14 protein-coding genes and 2 pseudogenes are annotated in these 16,966 nt (G+C 61.6%); 7 read left to right on the forward strand and 9 right to left on the reverse strand.

Going from position 1 to position 16,966, the window contains the following annotated elements; all coding sequences use genetic code 11:
- Window positions 1-97 precede the first annotated feature (97 nt).
- Together PAN08_RS08850 and PAN08_RS08855 are read left to right on the forward strand one after the other, a co-directional pair.
- Complete coding sequence (locus PAN08_RS08850) at window positions 98-649, forward strand: hypothetical protein (protein ID WP_269791068.1); 552 nt, start codon at window positions 98-100, stop codon at window positions 647-649.
- 284 nt (window positions 650-933) lie between these two features.
- Window positions 934-1,638: a response regulator transcription factor gene (locus tag PAN08_RS08855; RefSeq protein WP_269791069.1), complete on the forward strand. Its 705-nt coding sequence runs from the start codon at window positions 934-936 to the stop codon at window positions 1,636-1,638.
- A gap of 319 nt (window positions 1,639-1,957) precedes the next feature.
- On the opposite strand, the pseudogene PAN08_RS08860 reads toward PAN08_RS08855, so the two are convergent.
- Together PAN08_RS08860 and PAN08_RS08865 are read right to left on the reverse strand one after the other, a co-directional pair.
- Window positions 1,958-2,332 (reverse strand): annotated as a pseudogene (locus PAN08_RS08860) (response regulator); the annotation flags it as partial.
- Complete coding sequence (locus PAN08_RS08865; protein WP_269791070.1) at window positions 2,281-2,586, reverse strand: hypothetical protein; 306 nt, start codon at window positions 2,584-2,586, stop codon at window positions 2,281-2,283. The gene PAN08_RS08865 and the pseudogene PAN08_RS08860, both read right to left, overlap by 52 nt.
- A 116-nt stretch (window positions 2,587-2,702) precedes the next feature.
- Here PAN08_RS08865 and PAN08_RS08870 point away from each other — a divergent pair, with 116 nt between their 5' ends.
- Window positions 2,703-3,608, forward strand: a complete 906-nt coding sequence (locus PAN08_RS08870) for an IS3 family transposase (RefSeq protein ID WP_269791071.1) — start codon at window positions 2,703-2,705, stop codon at window positions 3,606-3,608.
- Between the two features lie 330 nt (window positions 3,609-3,938).
- On the opposite strand, the gene PAN08_RS08875 is transcribed toward PAN08_RS08870, so the two are convergent.
- From PAN08_RS08875 to PAN08_RS08895, 5 genes are all read right to left on the reverse strand, one after another.
- Entirely contained in the window at window positions 3,939-4,112 is a 174-nt protein-coding gene (locus PAN08_RS08875) for a hypothetical protein (protein ID WP_269791072.1), read from the reverse strand.
- Complete coding sequence (locus PAN08_RS08880) at window positions 4,109-5,251, reverse strand: PepSY-associated TM helix domain-containing protein (protein WP_269791073.1); 1,143 nt, start codon at window positions 5,249-5,251, stop codon at window positions 4,109-4,111. The genes PAN08_RS08875 and PAN08_RS08880 overlap by 4 nt, the downstream gene beginning before the upstream one ends.
- A gap of 76 nt (window positions 5,252-5,327) precedes the next feature.
- Window positions 5,328-7,850, reverse strand: coding sequence for a TonB-dependent receptor (locus PAN08_RS08885; protein WP_269791074.1), 2,523 nt, complete (start codon window positions 7,848-7,850; stop codon window positions 5,328-5,330).
- Window positions 7,851-7,993: 143 nt separating this feature from the next.
- A complete protein-coding gene (locus tag PAN08_RS08890) occupies window positions 7,994-8,962 on the reverse strand; it encodes a FecR domain-containing protein (protein ID WP_269791075.1) in 969 nt (322 codons plus the stop codon).
- 3 nt (window positions 8,963-8,965) lie between these two features.
- Entirely contained in the window at window positions 8,966-9,487 is a 522-nt protein-coding gene (locus PAN08_RS08895; protein ID WP_269791076.1) for a sigma-70 family RNA polymerase sigma factor, read from the reverse strand.
- A 292-nt stretch (window positions 9,488-9,779) separates the two neighbouring features.
- Here PAN08_RS08895 and PAN08_RS08900 point away from each other — a divergent pair, with 292 nt between their 5' ends.
- From PAN08_RS08900 to PAN08_RS08915, 4 genes are read left to right on the forward strand one after another with little or no spacing between them, the layout of a single operon-like run.
- The gene (locus tag PAN08_RS08900) at window positions 9,780-10,502 is read left to right on the forward strand and encodes an ATP-binding cassette domain-containing protein (protein WP_269791077.1); all 723 of its coding nucleotides are present in this window, start codon (window positions 9,780-9,782) and stop codon (window positions 10,500-10,502) included.
- Complete coding sequence (locus PAN08_RS08905) at window positions 10,499-11,938, forward strand: DUF3526 domain-containing protein (RefSeq protein WP_269791078.1); 1,440 nt, start codon at window positions 10,499-10,501, stop codon at window positions 11,936-11,938. Before PAN08_RS08900 ends, PAN08_RS08905 begins: the two co-directional genes overlap by 4 nt.
- Window positions 11,935-13,191, forward strand: a complete 1,257-nt coding sequence (locus PAN08_RS08910; RefSeq protein ID WP_269791079.1) for a DUF3526 domain-containing protein — start codon at window positions 11,935-11,937, stop codon at window positions 13,189-13,191. Before PAN08_RS08905 ends, PAN08_RS08910 begins: the two co-directional genes overlap by 4 nt.
- A 49-nt stretch (window positions 13,192-13,240) precedes the next feature.
- Complete coding sequence (locus PAN08_RS08915; RefSeq protein ID WP_269791080.1) at window positions 13,241-15,286, forward strand: TonB-dependent receptor; 2,046 nt, start codon at window positions 13,241-13,243, stop codon at window positions 15,284-15,286.
- Window positions 15,287-15,542: 256 nt separating this feature from the next.
- Here PAN08_RS08915 and PAN08_RS18050 read toward each other — a convergent pair.
- Both PAN08_RS18050 and PAN08_RS08920 read right to left on the reverse strand, forming a co-directional pair.
- A pseudogene (locus PAN08_RS18050) lies at window positions 15,543-15,665 on the reverse strand (thioredoxin-disulfide reductase); the annotation flags it as partial.
- 253 nt (window positions 15,666-15,918) lie between these two features.
- The gene (locus tag PAN08_RS08920; protein ID WP_269791081.1) at window positions 15,919-16,842 is read right to left on the reverse strand and encodes a hypothetical protein; all 924 of its coding nucleotides are present in this window, start codon (window positions 16,840-16,842) and stop codon (window positions 15,919-15,921) included.
- Window positions 16,843-16,966 lie beyond the last annotated feature (124 nt).

Below are 16,966 nucleotides of genomic sequence, written 5' to 3' on the forward strand. Positions count from 1 at the left end.
CACTGGCACGCGCTCGGTCGCCCTGTCTGATCAGGCGTGCAATCGCCATCACGCCCCTGCCGTTTTCAGGCGGGGCACTCTTCTTGAGTCAAGCCACATGAATCAGATTGCCCAGCACCTGGATAGGAAATCGAAGGCAGCACTCGCACTACTGTCCGGGTGCCGGCTCCAGACGCTGATGAGCGCCAGCTCGGATATCCAGGTGGGTAGTGCCGTGATTGAGGTGTTGTCCGTATCCATACAACTCGACAAGCGCCGCTTCATCGTCATTGAAAGCGACTGGGATGAGACTCCGGAAGAGTGGATGAATTTCCACACGCTTTCCGTGCGGATTTCCGAGACTCCGAAGAACATCCGATATGCCTCCTCGCCTCCCAGCAACGAAGGCAACTATCACTTCGACCATTTCAGCCTGCACCTAGGAGCAGAATCGCCGGTGGCCACAATCGAGGTGCTGGAAGCCTCCGTGGTGGGAGAGAGGGAGTCGGTTACCTACGACGCGGGCCTGTTGATTACCCGGCAGGATGGCCTGAAGGTGGCTATCGTTCGCGTCGACTCGATACTGGGCTCTCTCCTGATCGCGCATACCGCTGCGGACATCGCTGCCATCACGGAGGGCTTGGTGGTCACATCGCGGTATGGGGTATGAGAGTTGAATCGCGCGCCGCCGACTAGTGAAGTTGTTCGGGAAGGGTTGCTTCCGAACGTCCCGAGGCAGACGCTATCGCCATGAGCGTGGCTCTTGGGGCCGGCATCAGGACTGGTCACAGCGACTGATGCGTGGAACCCCGTCGCGCAGAAATGTTGCCGGTGATCAGATTCAAGGAGAGCGCGGAAGCTGCTGCCATTGGCGCAATTCCGGGAGTCCACTAGAAACGGAATGATTGGCAGTGCGGACACAGTGAGTCGCACATGTTGCAGTAAAGGGAAGGTATGCAGCGGGATACGAACGGATGGTCGGTGATGGTGCTGGAGGATGAGGAGGAACTGCGAGAGACGTTCCTCATTCCAGGACTTAGAAGCGAGGGTTTTGAGGTCGACGGTGTGGGCAGTGCGTTGGCCTTGTACAGGGCCTTGAGCCTGCGCTCCTACGACGTGTTCGTTGTGGATGTCGGCCTTCCGGACGAGAGTGGCTTCGCGGTGGCGCAGCACCTGCGCAAGCTGGGCAAGGCGGGGATCGTCATGCTCACGGGACGACGCGGTGCAGACGACCATGTCCGCGGGTTGGACCAGGGCGCGGATGCCTATCTTTCCAAGCCCGTCGGAGTAGAGGTGCTCGCTGCGACGATACGCAGCGTCATGCGCCGAACAACTGCAGCGGCCATGCAGCCACCACGGCAGCCGAAGACGACGGAATGGTGCCTGATTGCCAACGAGTGGCGCATTGCCACGCGTTCCGGCGCTGATGTAGGGCTTTCGAAGGCGGAACGGCTGTTCCTGACGTTGCTGGCTGATGCCGAAGGTGCTGTGGTAACGCGCGAAGCCGTCATCGGGCATCTGAGCCACGATGAAGATGATTTCGACCTGCACAGGCTTGAGATGCTGATCTACCGCCTGCGACGCAAGGTTCTCGCCAGCACCGGATGCGAGTTGCCGCTCACCACGGTACGAGGCATCGGCTATTTGTTGCTGCTGTAACCGGGAGCAATGGATGGGCGGATTCAACCGATCGTCGCAACACCTTCAATCATGGAGGTGTTATGGGAAGGCATACAGGGCGGATGCAGAAGTCAACGGGGCGCGCAGTCATGCGCTCACCGAGTGCGCTTTCGCTTCGACGTGAGGCGGAGCGGCAGTTCTGGAAGCAGATTGCCATCGGAATCACGAGTGAGAAGGCATGCAACTGCCGGTGCAGCAGGTCCAGCGACCAATCGGCGAAGCGCAGCCGCCCGGATTCTACGCCGCGCGTGCTCGCAACTTGGCCACCGGTACGGCGCAGCACGCTGCGGATGCGGGCCATTAGCTCATCTACGCTGAAAGGCTTGGTGACGTAGTCATCGGCGCCCTGGTCTAGTCCTGTGATGCGATCAGCGTGCTCAGCCTTGGCAGTCAGCAGGATCACCGGGGTGCCGAACGCTTGTCCTATATGTCGGCATAGCGATAACCCATCTTCGCCTGGCAGCATGCGGTCCAGCACGACCAGGTCGAAGCGCTGCTCGAGCAGGCGCGCACGTGTCTCCACGCCATCGCTGGCGGTGGTCACTTCGAAGCCCTGGCGGCGCAGGTAGGCCGCTAGCGGGTCGCGGATGGAGCGGTGGTCATCGACAACCAGCAGGTGGGTCACGTGGGGGAGGCTGCGGCGGGGGAGATAATGACGGAGTAGCGGAGCCATTCAAGCCTTGAGCACATCCCTGGTGGCTCGTCCTTTTCCAGCAGAGATGCAGCGAACTCCCAGAGATGGCTGTTGTCGTCGAGGGGGTTTGCAACCATCTGCTCGTGCCAGAGAAGGATGGCATGCGAGATCAATTCGGCGGCTGGAACTTCACGCTCTCTGTCGTACTCGTAGAAGAAATGAGTGCTTGGGAAATCTGGATCGTGCATGCTTCTCGCGTCTTCTATAGTGAAATTCTTCTTGGTTTTTTTCATTGTTCGAACTTTAAGGATGGATTGCTGAATTGAAAACTGCGGGGCGTTACGTTTGGAGTTACCGGCATTCTGTGAACAAGGTCTAGCATCCATGCGATCAGCAGGAGGCAAGAGTCATGTCTTCAAAGAAGCTTCCAAGCCGGACGCGACGGGCTTATCAATTCATTGAGTCGCATCGGAATGAGTTCAGTGTTCAGATGATGTGTCGGCTGCTCGGCGTTGCTCGTGCAGGCTACTACGCTTGGCTCAATCATCCAGTGTCCGACCGAGCCCACGAAGACGCGCGTCTGCAGCGTCTCATACGCGCATCGTTCATTGCCAGTCACGGGATCTACGGTGCCCCGAGGGTGCTGCAGGATCTGCGCGAACGTGGTGAGACCTGTAGCAAGCATAGGGTCGCGCGCCTCATGCGAGAGAACGCACTCCAGGCACTACATGGTTATCGCATACGTCATATCCCGGCTGCAAAACCGCATGCATTGATCCCAAACCTGCTGCGACGTCAGTTTACGGTATCGAAGCCCAACGAGGCGTGGGTGGCGGACATCACCTATATCCGCACTTGGCAAGGCTGGCTCTACTTGGCCGTCGTCGTGGACCTCTTCTCGCGCCAAGTCGTAGGCTGGGCCGTCAAGCCCACAATTCATCGAGAGCTGGTCCTGGAAGCTGTCTTGAAGGCTGTTCGTTCTCGGCGACCCCGAAACACTCTGATCCATTCGGATCAAGGAACGCAGTATGGGAGCGATGCTTGGCGGCGCTTGTGCAAAGGCAACCATCTTGAGCCAAGCATGAGCAGACGCGCCAACTGCTGGGACAACGCGGTCGCTAAGTCCTTCTTCAGCAGTTTGAAAAAGGAGCGGATCAAGAAACGCATCTACCCCCGTCGGGACGCGGCGACCTCGGACATAGCCGACTACATCGACGGGTTCTACAATCCCATACGTCGCCACACTCACCTCGGCGGTGTCAGCCCTGACGAGTTCGAGGCAACGCATCGCCACCACCGATCAGGTGTCCACTAAAAGCTGGGAATTCCAAGACAAGAGGCAAGCACTGATTGGGATATCAGCGATCTTCTGAAAAATGTGTCCGATAGTCCTTGGGTGGACGATAGGCTGCCGGTGTGAGTAATAGCTCTTTAGTAAATTATTGATATCTTTAGATATCGATTAGATGGGCTGCGTTTGTGGTTGATGATGGCAAAGTCCGAGCCTGTCTCAGGACATGCAGAAACCCCAGAGAAATCTGGGGTTTCTGCTTTTCTACTGCCCGGCTCGGTCCGGGACATTTGTCGCAAGCCATGCCTTCTGGGGCAGTGTGTTGGGCGACACCTGGCACGTCAGCATCGGATGTCAGCGAGCAGAGCTCCTATGCCATAAGCCAACTGCTCCGACCACCAACGGCAGGATGGCCAGCAGGAAAAAACAGACATCCCATCCCCCTTCGGCCACCAGCATGCCGATGAGGCCGATGATGCTCAGGATCGCCATTGATGTGATCACGATGATCGCGCGCTTGCCGGTCACGAAATCACCTCGCCAACGTTGCTGCGCACTTTGCGCTTGCGTCGGCGGTCCCACCACAGCCATGTACCGTTGATTGTGATGAACAACGTCAGCCAAGTACATGCGGTCCACAATATTTTCAAGGGCATACCGCCGTAATCACCGAAGTGCAGCGGTTCGGACAAGGTGATTGCCTTCAGGTACCACGGCAGTTCGGTAGTCCCCGCTACCTCGCCATTGGCAGCATCCACCAGCACCACGCGCACTAAGCGCTCGTCGAGCCCGCTGCCGGCCACCAGCACGGTGTAATGGCGGGGCGTGGAATAGTCAGTGCCCGGCCACAGTATCGAGCTGACCTGCCAGCCTGTTGGTGCGGCCGACAGCGCCGATGCAAGCGCATGGTCGGCGTCTATGGGAGGACGGCGCGGATCGACGGGCGCCCCGGTGTGCATGCTCTGCACGCGTGCAAGCTGCTGTTGCGACCACAGCCCGGTCGCCAGCGTGCCGAAGCCCAGCAGGAAGCCGGTCAGGCTAACGGCGAATGTCCAACCCAACACGATCGCGCCAATGGTGTTGTGCAGGTCCAGCTGACGCAATCTCGGGCCTCTGCCACGCCGCAGCAGGCCGAACGCTACTTTCTTGGCATGCGGCCAGTACACCACCAAGCCGGATACCAGCGACACAAGTACCAGCAGCGCGAAGAAGGCGCCAAGCAGTTCACCGAATGGCCCGAGGAACCATTGTGCATGCAGCTCCAGTAGGAAGCCGGTCAAGGTGGTGCCATCTCCAGCGCTGGCATCAATGTGCTCTGCAGTTGCCAGATCAGTGAACTGCAGCTTCGCCCTGTCGAAGCCGCTGTCACCGTGTGGCACGGTGTTGAGCAGCAGCAAACCGGGATGGTGATTCGCATCAAGGCCGAGGTAGATGATTTTTTCATCGGGGTTGGCAGCCAGTACTGCATCCACTGATTCGGCCAGTGGTTGCAGTGAGGCGGAGAGCCCCGGTGCGGCGGGCATCACGCCCATTGCCGCGTCGATTTCCTCGTGGAATATCAGCACGGTGCCGGTCAGGCACAGCACGAGAAATGGCAGCGTTGCCAACAGGCTGCACCAACGGTGCAACCACAGATTCAGACGATAGATGCGGGAAGTGCCGGTCACGTAGAGGAGCTCGATGATCTAGGTGTTCGCTGTACGCGCCCCCACCCGGCAGGCTCTGCCGGATGGGGGCGTGCAGTCAGAACGTATAGCGGACGTTGAAGGTGGCGTCGCGCGGTGCCTGCCAGAACAGCTGCATGCCGTCATCGGTCGGGGCGAAGTACGCTTTGTCCAACGCATTGCCGATGTTGAGCTGCGCCGACCATTGTGGGTTGAACTGATAGCGCGCCATCAGGTCCACGACCGCATACGACGGCTGCTCCAATGCTGGAATGCCCAGTGCCTGCGCTGCCGGTTGCCAGGCAAACGTACTGCTCTGCCAACGCACGCCGCCGCCCACGGTCAGCCCCTGCAATGCGCCCTTCAGTTGATAGCTGGTGAACAGGTTGAACTGCTTGCGCGGGATCACCGTGTTCACATCACTGCCATTGGCCTGCTCGGCCTTGAAGCGGCTGTAGCCGGCGCTGAGCTGCCAGCCATCGAGGATCTCGCCTACGACTTCGGCTTCAAAGCCTTTGCTGACGGTTCCATCGGTGCCGATGTAGCTTGAACGCATCGGGCCACCCGGATTGGACGGGTCTTCCGGCACCTGACCGGCGTACGTGGCGACGTTTTCCTGCTGCATTCGGAATACCGCCAGGTTGGCACTCAGGCGCCCATCCAGGAATGCACTCTTCAAGCCGACTTCGTAGGTATTGCCTTCGATCGGTGACAGTAGTCGGTTGCCGGCATCGCGGTAATTCTGCGGTTGGAAGACGCTGGTGTAACTAGCATAGGCCGAGAACTGGCGATTGATGTCATACATTAACCCTGCGTAGGGTACGACTTCGTTGTCCTGGGAATAGCTGTTGGCCGGAGTCTTCAGGTCGACCACTTCGTAGTCGACCATGCGCGCGCCTAGGATCAGCTTCAGCGGCTCGGCCAACGAGAAACGACCTACCGCGTACAGCGCGTTCTGGGTGACCTCGCGCTTGTTGTAATTCTGGCGGGCGATGAAGCTCGGTAACGGTGTGCTGCCGTTGTAGTCATACGCGTTGGGCGTGGTGGCGATGGTGACCGAACCCGGCGCACCGTCGGCCACTACCCGCTCTTTCCAATGGTCGTAGCCGACCAGTACTTCGTGGTGCCGACCGAACAGGTCGAAGCCGCCATCGACGCGTGCACTGGCAGCATCCTTGTCGCTGTCCACCCAGTACACACCTGCATAGCCAGGTACCGGGAACTTGTAGACGAAGCCCGGCATCAGCTCCATCGCCATCACCGATTTGCCGTTGCTCGGGTCGATCGGGTACGGATAGAACAGCGCCAACGTGGATTCGGATTCACGCTGGCCCCGGCTGACGCGCACGCTGGCCTTCCAGTCAGCGTTGAAGCGGTGCTCGGCATCGATGAACCAGTTGCGGTAGCTGCTGTCCCAGTACGACCAATCCGGCGAAGTGTTGAGGCCGCGATGCAGGCCACGGATGCGCTCGACCTTGTCGTCGGCGCCCAACGCCCAGGCAGGAGTGCCGCCCCAACTCGGGCTGTCGGTATGGTTGTCCTGCTGGCTGATCCCGGCTGCGATCAAGGTGTTGTCGCCGATGTCCTGTTCCAGCGTGGCGTATACGACATGGTTGCGGTTGCTCAGGCGGTCGATGTGGCTATCGCCTTTGTCGTAGTCGGCGGCCACGCGCATGCGGGTGGAGCCGCTGGGCGACAACGGTCCACCAAGGTCAACGGTCACGCCACGCTTGTCCCAACGGCCGTACTCCACGGCAACGCTGCCGGCGAATTCGCGGCTGTCGGCCTTCTTGCGGATCAGGTTGATCACCGCCGATGGGCTGCCGGTGCCGACCATCAGCCCATCCGAGCCGCGCAGCACCTCGGCACGGTCGTAGATGGCGGTGTTGCTGAGGATCTCGCCGGCGCTCCACTGCTCGTCGATGGTGGTGGGCACGCCGTCGATGAGGTAGCTCTCGATCTTGGAGCCGCGCGAGAACATGCTGCCGCGGTTGCTTTCGTAGCGGCTGATCGACAGGCCGGTGGTGTGCTCGACGATATCGGACAGGTTCTCGATCCTGCGGTCTTCCATCATCGCCGAGGTGATCACGCTGACCGACTGCGGGGTTTCACGCAATTCCAGGGCAAGACCGGTGGCGGTGCTGTTGCGGGCCAGGTAGGTACCGTTGACCTGAAGTGCTGCCAGCGTGGACGTCTGCGGCGAGGTGGATGCCGCCGATGTGGCTGCGTTGCCTGCCGGCGCAGCTGCGCGACGCTGCAGCGTGACGCGGTCACCTTCGATACGCCAATCCAGTTCGCTGCCCGCCAGCAGCGCATCCAACGCTTGCGGCACGCTGTAGCTGCCGTTCAATCCCGGACTGCGCTTGCCAGCGGTCAGTTCGCCGGCGGCAGCCAGGAAAATACCCGCCTCGCCTGCAAAACGGTTGAGTGTGGTGGTCAGCGGCCCGGCTGAGATCGAGTACGACTTGGCCTGTTGCAGGTTGGCGGGAGGCTGTTGTGCGCTTGCCGACTGTGGGGCAACCGCGACAACGGCGAGGCCCAGACAGACCGCCAGCGTTAGCTGTCGGCGAATTGGCGCCAGGGAGTGATGAAGGCGATGCATGGATTTCTCTCGAACGTGGGGACAGGAAACAACGGTGCTTTTCCTGTTGATCGGACGAGGGAGGAAAAAGGGGAACCACTTTCTGCGAAAGCGCCACATCGGCTCCGGTCCACGCTGGTATCAGCCCGCTGCCACGGCCGGTGTCAGTGCAGCGGTTCCAGCGTCGTCCACCAAGGCAAGGTCCGCCGCACGCGCACCGGTAGGCTGCGTTCGAGCATGGCCAGAGCAGCGTCGGGGTCGCGTAGCGGGAATACCCCGGCCACCGGCAAGCCGGCGATCTCCGGGGCGACGCCGAGATGGCCGGGTCGGTAACGCGACAACTCGGCGATCAGTTCACCGAGCGGCATCTGGTCGGCCATCAAAATGCCGCGTATCCATGCATCCGTGCCCGGATCGGCAAGCTCGGGCGTGCTGATGCCGGCGGCATCAACGCGCAGCCGCTGCCCGGCCTCGAGCACGCTGACCGAACCCCCCGCTCTTACCTCCACCGCGCCCTCAAGCACCGCCAACTGCAATGCTTGTGCCTGCAAGCGCACGTTGAAGCGGGTGCCCAGTGCACGCAGCCGTGCAATGGTGGTATCGATTACGAAATCCCGTCGAGTGTCGGCGGCTGTCTGCACATGGATCTCGCCCTCATGCAGCCTCAGGCAACGCAGCGCGGCGCTGTAGTCCACGTCCAGAGCACTGCCCGGGGCAAGCCAGATGCGGCTGCCGTCTGCCAGGCCGGTGGCGCGGATTTCCCCGGTGGCAGTGCGGTACTCCGCGGTGCGCGCCAACCATTCGTGACGCACGCGCGGGTACTGCCAGCCGACGACCCCGAGCGTGGCCAGCGATGCCAAGCCCGACAACACACGACGACGGCTGCCGCTCACCCAACGTGCCGCCTTCAAGCCGGCATCGGCGGCAGTGCGCTGGTGTTCGCCACGCAAAGGCTCGAACTGGCGGCTGATGGCCTCCACCTGCGCCCATGCGCGGGCGTGGCTGGGATCCTGCAACCATTGTCGCCAGCGCGTGTGCTGGTCGGCATCGTCACCGGCATCAAGCAGTGTGGCGTACCACCAAGCGGCCTGTGCCAACGCGGCGTGATCGGCAGTTGCAGAGGTCGATGGCATGGGTCAGGACCCGTTGCCGGCTTCGAGCAGCACACAATGCAGCATCGCTCGTGCCATGTACTTCTTCACCATCCGCTCGGACACTTCCAGGCGCTCGGCGATCTCGCGGTAGCGCAGGCCGTGCAACTGGGACAGGACGAAAGCGGTGGCAACCTTTTCCGGCAACTGCTCTAACATCGCACTGACCCTGCACAGGGTTTCGATGACGATGGCGCGGTCCTCGGCGGACGGTTCCACTGCCTCTGGATGCGCGGCCAGTGCCTCCAGCCATGCCTGCTCCACCTCGCGCCGCCGCCACAGGTCGATGCACATGCCATTGGCCATTGTCCGCAGGTACTGCCGGGCCTGTGGCGCGCTGACCAGCGGCACCGGCCGTGTCAACAGGCGCACGAACGCATCCTGCGCGAGATCGGCGGCATCCGCAGTGTTGCCCAGCCGGCGCCGAAGCCAGCTTTTCAGCCAACCGTGATGGTCGGCATACAGGGTTTCAATCTGTCGATGTGCGGTGAACTCGAGTGCGGCCACGGATCCCTGCCCGGCATCCGCGGAGCACCCGGAATAGGGTGGGCGCTGCGGAAATGAGAATGGTTCGCATTATGGTGAGGTGGCGGCCCTGGTGCAAATTCCGGGATGGACTCCTCGATGGGCACTGTTAACCCCTGAGGTCAGCAAGCGTGAGTTGCCGAGCACGAGAGCAGCCAAGAATTCGATAACGGAGCACGTTGAAACCGTGGAGCGAAATGCGGACTGCGATTGTGATGTTATGTAATATCATTACGTGTTAGTTTTGGTCCCCCCTCGTCTACGTGACTCCTCTGTGACCTCCAGCGCTTCAATCGTCGAAATTCACGATCTCTCCGTTACCTATCCTGGCAAAAAAGTGCTGTCGCAGTTGTCGCTACAGGTCCAGCCTGGAAGCATCTACGCGCTGCTGGGCGGCAATGGGGCGGGCAAATCGACCACCTTGTCGGTATTGCTGGGCTTTACTCGACCGAGCGCCGGCAGCGTGCGCGTGGCCGGCATCACGCCATGGTCCGCACCGGAGCGCGCACGTGCCCAGCTGGCGTATCTGCCGGAAAACGTTGCCCTTTACGAACACCTGACCGCGGTCGAGAACACCGACTATCTGCTGTCCCTGAGTGGGCGGCGCCACGGCACCGCGGCCATCGTGGATGCATTGCGTGCGGCGGGCCTACAGCAATCCGCATGGCACCAGCGTCTGGTGGGGTTCTCCAAGGGAATGCGGCAGAAGGTCGCCATTGCCATCGCTTTGATGCGTGAGGTGCCGTTGCTGCTGCTGGACGAACCCACTTCCGGCCTGGACCCGGGCGCGAGTGCCGAATTCCATGCCTTGCTCGACCCGGTCCGCGCGCGTGGCACCGCCGTGCTCATGGTCACCCACGATCTGCTGGGTGCGGTGGATATCGCCGACCGTATCGGCGTGCTCGACCAAGGCCGCATCGTGCATGAAGCCGAACGCTCAGATTTCGACCTCAACGCGCTGCATGCGCATTTCGCCGGCCGGGAACGTCGCGCATGAGTGGCGGGGTTTCCGTGTTCCGCAACGAGCTGCGCGCACTGGTCCGGCAACGCACGGCATTGGCGGGCATCATTTTGATGGCGCTGTTGACGATCACTGCCACCGTGGTGTCGCTCCACCACATGCAGGCGGCGGCCGAGCACCGCGCGCGGCAGCAGGCCGCAGCGCAAGCCGACTTCGAGGCCCAGCCTGATCGTCATCCGCACCGCGTGGTGCACTACGGTCATTTCGTCTATCGCCTGCCAGCGGCATTGGCCGCATTCGATCCCGGCGTCGATCCGTTCACCGGCAGCAGCATGTTTCTGGAAGGGCACCGCCAGAACACCGCCAACTTCGGAGATGTCATGCAAAGCTCGATCCTTACCCGCTTCGGCCAGCTGACACCGGCTTTCGTGCTGCAGGTGCTTGCCCCTCTGGTACTGGTGTTTCTGGGCTATGGGCTGGTGGCGCAGGAGCGTGAGCGCGGCACGCTCCGGCAACTGATGCTGCAGGGAGCAAGCAGGCGCAGCATCATCGGCGGCAAGCTGGCAGCGCTGCTGGCGGTGGCGGCGGTGTTCCTGCTGCCTGCATTCGTCGGGCTTGCAGGGTTGGCCTTTGGCACCGCCGGAGCGATGCCGGTGGCGCTGTCCGTGATGGGAGGCTACGCGCTGTACTTGTCAGTGTGGTGCCTGCTAGTCGTCGGCATCTCGGCCTTGCTGCAGCGCCGACGCGATGCGCTGCTTGCTCTGATCGGCGCCTGGGCATTGATGGCGCTGCTGGTGCCGCGCGTTGCGCCGGACCTTGCCTATGCACTCTTCCCATTGCCGGACCGCCTACAGAATGAAGTCGGCATCGCGCGTGACCTGCGTGCGCTTGGCGACAGCCACGACCCGTCCGATCCTTACTTCGCCGGCTTCCGGCAACGGGTGCTGGATCAGTACGGCGTCAGCCGTATCGAAGAGCTGCCGGTGAACTACAAAGGCTTGCTGGCGGTCGAGGGCGAGCGCCTGACCTCCACGCTGTTCAATCGCTATGCGCAGGACAGCGCCACCCTGCAGCACCAGCAGAATCAGCTGGTGGCAGGGTTTTCGGTGCTCAGCCCAGTGCTGGCGATCAGACAGTTGTCGATGGCGGCAGCCGCGACCGATGTGCGGGCACATCTCAGCTTTCTGGACCAGGCCGAGCGGCACCGCTATCGGATCGTGCAGCAGCTCAATCAAATGCAGGCCGACGATGTGTCCTATGCCGATGACACGGCCAGTGATGCCGGCGCGGATCAGCGCAAGCGTGTGGACAGCGCGCATTGGCATCGGATTCCCCAGTTTGCTTTCCAACCGCTTGAAACCGATGCCGTGCTGCACGCGCTGCTGACTCCGCTGCTGACGCTGTTGGGCTGGTTGCTCGTTGCCGCACTGTTGCTCGGTTTGGCATCACGCCGACTGGGGGTGGCACGATGAATCTGTGGCTTCATGAAATCCGTTTGCTGCTGCGTTCCAAGGTAGCAATAGCATCACTGCTGTTGCTGGTGCTGCTCGGCAGCGCGAGTGTGATGTCCGGTGTGCAGCGCATCGACAGCCAACGCGAGGCCATCGCGCGCATTGCCGCGTTGCATGGTGAAGATGCGGCCGCAGTCGCGTCGGCACACGGCGATTCCACCGATGCGGGACGCGCGGCATACTACAGCTTCCATCCCACTTGGAATTCACCGACGCCCCTGGCGTTTGCTGCCGTTGGCATGCGGGATGTCGCGCCGATCATGCTGCGTGCGCGCGCACTGGGCCTGGAAGCCCAGATCCATGACGGTGATGCATTCAACCCGGAACTTGCCCTGGCCGGCCGCTTTGATTTCGCATTTCTGCTGACGTTTCTTGCCCCGTTGTTCATCATCGCGCTGATGCATGATCTGCGCTCATCTGAAACGGAGGCGGGGCGTGAGCGCGTGTTGCGCAGCCTGCCCATGCGCATGGGCAGGCTGTATCTGCGCCGGACCGTGGTGCGGTTGGCGACGCTGTGGCTATGCATCGCCGTGCCATTCACGGTGGCTGCTATCACGCAGGGCGTGCCGTTGCTGCAGATCATCGCGGTGCTTGGATTGGCCGCGGCCTATCTGCTGTTCTGGACTGCGCTCTGCCTGCTGGTGGCTTGGCGCGGCTGGAACTCGGGTGTCAACGCGGCCACGCTTGCAACGGCATGGGTGGTGATCGCCTTGATCGCGCCCACCGTGGCCAATGTCGCCATTGAGCGTGCCATTCCGGTGGAGCAGGGCGCTGCGATTGCACGCGCGCAGCGCGAGGCAGTGAACCACGCGTGGGATATTCCCCGCGAACAGACAATGCGCACCTTCTATGCCCGCCATCCGGAATGGAGTGAATCGGCTCCGCTGGGTGTGGACTTCCACTACAAGTGGTATCTGGCGTTCCATCAGAACGGCGACGATCATGTCGCGCCACTCGTCGCGCAATACCGTCAAGGCATCGAACGCCGTTCGTCCGCCGCATCCGCATTGGGTTGGGCACTGCCGCCCGTCGGCCTGCAGGTGGCGCTGACCCGCATGGCAGAGACGGACATGCACGCGCACCTGGCATACCAGGACCGCATACGCGCTTACCACGCGCAGCTACGCCGCTACTTCTACGGGTTTCTGTTCACGGACAAGGAATTCCGCGTGCGTGACTACGAACAGGCGCCCCGGTTTGAACCCGAGCGCTGAGCTCGCAGCACATCGTCCCTGTCACTTTCATGAAAAAGCCACTTCACCAATGAAGATCCGTATCCTCATCGCGACGATCGTCGCGTCGTTAAGTGCCCCCGTCGCCTACGCGCAGTCGTCCGATTCCGCGCTGACCCTCGGTAAGGTCGATGTGCACAAGCACAGCGAAGGCCAGCTCTCCGCACACCAAGTACTCACGTCGGTGGATGTGTTGGGCGCCGACCAGATCCAGGACAAGCAGGTTCAGCACAGCTGGGAGTTGCTCGGGCAGATGCCAGGCATCCAGCTCACTGAAACACGGCAGGGCGCCGAGTCCGGCAAGGTGAGCTTCCGCGCCTTCAACGGCGAGGGCTATCTAAATGCGATCAAGACATTGATCGATGGAGTTCCCAGCAACGTCAACAGTGGCAACCAGCGCTTCATTGACATGTTGTTTCCGCTCGAAATCAGCTACATAGAGGTTGTTCGAGGAACCAATGATCCGCGTTACGGGTTGCACAACATCGGCGGTAACGTCAATTTCGGCACCCGCCAGGGCGACAACTACACCGACGCGCGCGTGTCTTATGGCAGCTACAACACCCGTGATGCGCAGCTGGCGGTAGGCCGTGAAAGCGATGGCTTTGCGCAGAACTATTTTTTCGGCACGCAGGCGTCGGACGGTTACCGCGACCATGACCGCTCGAAGAAATACGCGGTGGGCGGCAAGTGGTTCTATGGCAGCGCCGATGACGGCATGCGCATTGGCTTAACCGCGCGCGCCTATCACCATGAGGCCGAAGAGCCCGGGTTCATGACGGAGGCCGAGCTCAAGGCTGACCGTCGTGGCTCGCAGCGTCGCAATGCGAATGACTTCGACGACCGCGACATGCATCAGTTTGGGCTGCATGCCGATCTTACGTTGGCGCCGACAGTATTCCTGAGTAGCAAGCTTTACTACAACCGCTACGAGGACAGCCGCCAGGTAACCTTCAGCGATCTGCCCACCGGCAATGCGCCACGGCAACGACGTGTGTGGGACGAGACGCAGGCCGGGATGCTGACCGCGCTGACCTGGCAGGCCAGGGACGAACTGACACTGGAAGCAGGCGTGAACTACGAGCATCAGGACAACGGCTACATCCGGCAACGGTTTAGCTACAGCGAGCCTACCGATTTCGACGCACCGCCGGCACGCGTGCAGAACGATGACCGCCACACGTTCGACAATTGGGGCGCCTATGTGCAGGCCATCTATCAGCCAACTGAAGGCTTGAAGATCGTGCCGGCCTATCGGGTTGATCGCTTTAGTGGAGACACGCGCTTGCCGGGTGGCGTGACGGGCACGCTGCAGCGTTACGGCACTATCGGCCAGCCCAAGCTGAGCGTGGTGCAGTCGCTCGGGGCGCGGGCCAATGTGTACGCGAACTGGGGCCGCACCTTCCAGGTGCTGACCGGTTCCACCGCGCCGGCCTATCTCACAGCCGGTCAGGCAGTCATGCGGCCATCCACCAACACCGGCATGGAGGTCGGCCTGAAGTTCAGCCCGTTCGCCGGCAGCCAGGCACGCTTGGCGGTGTGGCAACAGGACGCGGAGAACGAAACGTCCAACATGCCGGCGACCGGCACCACCGTCACTCTTGGCAAGACCCGCCGTCGCGGCGGTGATGCACAGGCAAGCGCACAGCTTGGCGACAAGTGGACGGTGTGGGCATCACATGCCTATCAAGAGGCGAAAATCGTGCGAGATGGTCGCGACGGCGCGTTGTCGCTGAAGGGACGCGAAGTTGCAGCGGTCCCCCGTCGTATCAGCAACATTGGCCTGGAGTACCAGGCCACACCCGCGCTCCAGCTGGGCCTGCAGGGAAGGGCCCAGGGTGATTATTACCTGGAAGAGCGCAATGGGACGGGCAAGTACGGTGATTTCGCCGTGCTGGATCTGAGTGCGAAGTACCAGATCAGCCCAACGTTGAACGTGGACATGCAGATCAGGAACGTCACGGACCGTGAGTACGCTTATGTATGGTACGACAGCTTCTTCTGGACGCAGGTCCAACCTATGTTCTCACCTGCGGCGGGGCGTTCAATTTACGTCGGGTTGAGCATGAGGCTTTGATTGACGACTCGCCTAGGTGTGATCTCTGAGTAGGTTGTTCATCCGGGGTATCTCTGGAAGATGTGGAGTACGAAGCCAAGCGCGTCTCAGGAGCCGCCGGTTGAACCTGCCAAAAAATGCCAATTTAAGCCCTCGCCGTCGAGCCCTCCTTTGCGGGCCGCATCCACGTGCAGGGTCTGCACGTGATAAGGGCTGGCATCCGGTCGCAGAGCTCGTTGTTTTGCGCCCTCGATAACTGCCTGCACGACCTCAGTGCGGCCGCGAACATGTTTTCCACCGAGGTTTGGGTGGCGTTACCGAACGGGCCCGAGCAGATGTCCAAGTAGCCGTTGTCCATGGTCAGCTAACCCCCCAACAGGCCGGTGTTGGGATGGTGGCCGGGCCGCAACATCGGCCAGCGACGCTCTTGGCGCGATCAACGGCAAAGTACTTACTAGACTGATCGCTTGGGCTAGGTTACTCACTACTACGCCACCGAAGAGCTACCCAACGGCAAAATAGGTCGCTTGTCCGTGCTGCGTATTGGGAACACGCATAGGTCACCTCAGAGTCTTTCGGGACGTCCGGATCTGTAATGATTGGTTAAGTACCCACGAGGATCGATGCGTAGAAACTCGTGGGCGAAGATAAGACTAGCCTAGCGTTTCACCAAGCCACTGTTGCACGCTCCTCGGAGCGATACCGAACAACGCCTGCGCACTGGTGTCGTGAGAGATCGTATTGGTCGGGCTGCTCTGCAGTGCGCCGTAGAAGGCGGCAATGGCAGCGGACGCAGGACCGATCAGCGGTTCAATCATCGCGCCGAATGCTTCGGGTGTAATGCTTTCAAAGGCTACATCGCGCCCCAAGTGACGCTGGAAACCTGTGGCGAGATCTTCTCCGAGCAACCCGGGCAACTGGCCCACGCCAACAACGCCACTCACCGACGTTTGCTCGAAGAGCCGCTCGGCAACCTCGGCTACGTCGAAGTGAGAGCTCCAGGACACCGGCGCGATCTCCCCGTACCAGGCATCCAGCTGCACCTCGATGGATTGGGCTGGCATGCCCTGCCAGCGAACCGCACCGGTACGTTGCACCTGCACCGGGTAGTAACGCTGCCGGCCGGGCACCAGGAACTGCAGGGCCAGGCGCTCGCCCTGCATCAGCCGCTGCCAGTGGCTGCGTACGGCAGCGTCGAAACCCGCATCGATCACTGCATCGGCCGGAAGTGGCAGCCGCTGCGTGCGCGTTCTTGCTTGCGTGTCCTCCTTCCAGCTCAGTTGCACGCCGCTGTCGGTTATCTCGATGCTTGCCGCCTGGCCGCTGCGGCGGTCTTCCAGCCGATAACCGGGTGCCTGAACCGGGCCGCTGACCCTCAACTGCTTGCGCGCGAAGGGCTCGCCGCCGGGGCACAGGTACTGCACCCAGCGCTCGCCTGCTTCACCGGCGCCGCGCTGCCAGTGCACTTCCCGGTAGGCGACGGTGCCGGCCGTGGTGGTGGCAACGCCTTCGCTGCGCAACAGCGGCGCGGCCGATGCCGCCAAGGGCAGGCACAACAACAGGCAGACCATGCGCATGGTGGCATCCGGTGTCGAATGCACTGCCTACGCGCGGGGCCGTCGATTGGATGCAGGCAGCGAGTGCATCCAATTGCCGCTGCCGTGCGTAGCAAGGACACCACATTCACTCCAACGCCGCCCA

The sequence above is a fragment of the Stenotrophomonas sp. Iso1 genome (assembly GCF_027497995.1).
GTDB lineage: Bacteria > Pseudomonadota > Gammaproteobacteria > Xanthomonadales > Xanthomonadaceae > Stenotrophomonas.

What these genes read in the sequence shown, in the direction of transcription:
- PAN08_RS08850 (WP_269791068.1), top strand. Translation starts at nt 98, where the DNA reads ATGAATCAGATTGCCCAGCACCTGGATAGGAAATCGAAGGCAGCACTC.
- PAN08_RS08855 (WP_269791069.1), top strand. Translation starts at nt 934, where the DNA reads ATGCAGCGGGATACGAACGGATGGTCGGTGATGGTGCTGGAGGATGAG.
- PAN08_RS08865 (WP_269791070.1), bottom strand. Translation starts at nt 2,586, where the DNA reads ATGAAAAAAACCAAGAAGAATTTCACTATAGAAGACGCGAGAAGCATG.
- PAN08_RS08870 (WP_269791071.1), top strand. Translation starts at nt 2,703, where the DNA reads ATGTCTTCAAAGAAGCTTCCAAGCCGGACGCGACGGGCTTATCAATTC.
- PAN08_RS08885 (WP_269791074.1), bottom strand. Translation starts at nt 7,850, where the DNA reads ATGCATCGCCTTCATCACTCCCTGGCGCCAATTCGCCGACAGCTAACG.
- PAN08_RS08890 (WP_269791075.1), bottom strand. Translation starts at nt 8,962, where the DNA reads ATGCCATCGACCTCTGCAACTGCCGATCACGCCGCGTTGGCACAGGCC.
- PAN08_RS08905 (WP_269791078.1), top strand. Translation starts at nt 10,499, where the DNA reads ATGAGTGGCGGGGTTTCCGTGTTCCGCAACGAGCTGCGCGCACTGGTC.
- PAN08_RS08910 (WP_269791079.1), top strand. Translation starts at nt 11,935, where the DNA reads ATGAATCTGTGGCTTCATGAAATCCGTTTGCTGCTGCGTTCCAAGGTA.
- PAN08_RS08915 (WP_269791080.1), top strand. Translation starts at nt 13,241, where the DNA reads ATGAAGATCCGTATCCTCATCGCGACGATCGTCGCGTCGTTAAGTGCC.
- PAN08_RS08920 (WP_269791081.1), bottom strand. Translation starts at nt 16,842, where the DNA reads ATGCGCATGGTCTGCCTGTTGTTGTGCCTGCCCTTGGCGGCATCGGCC.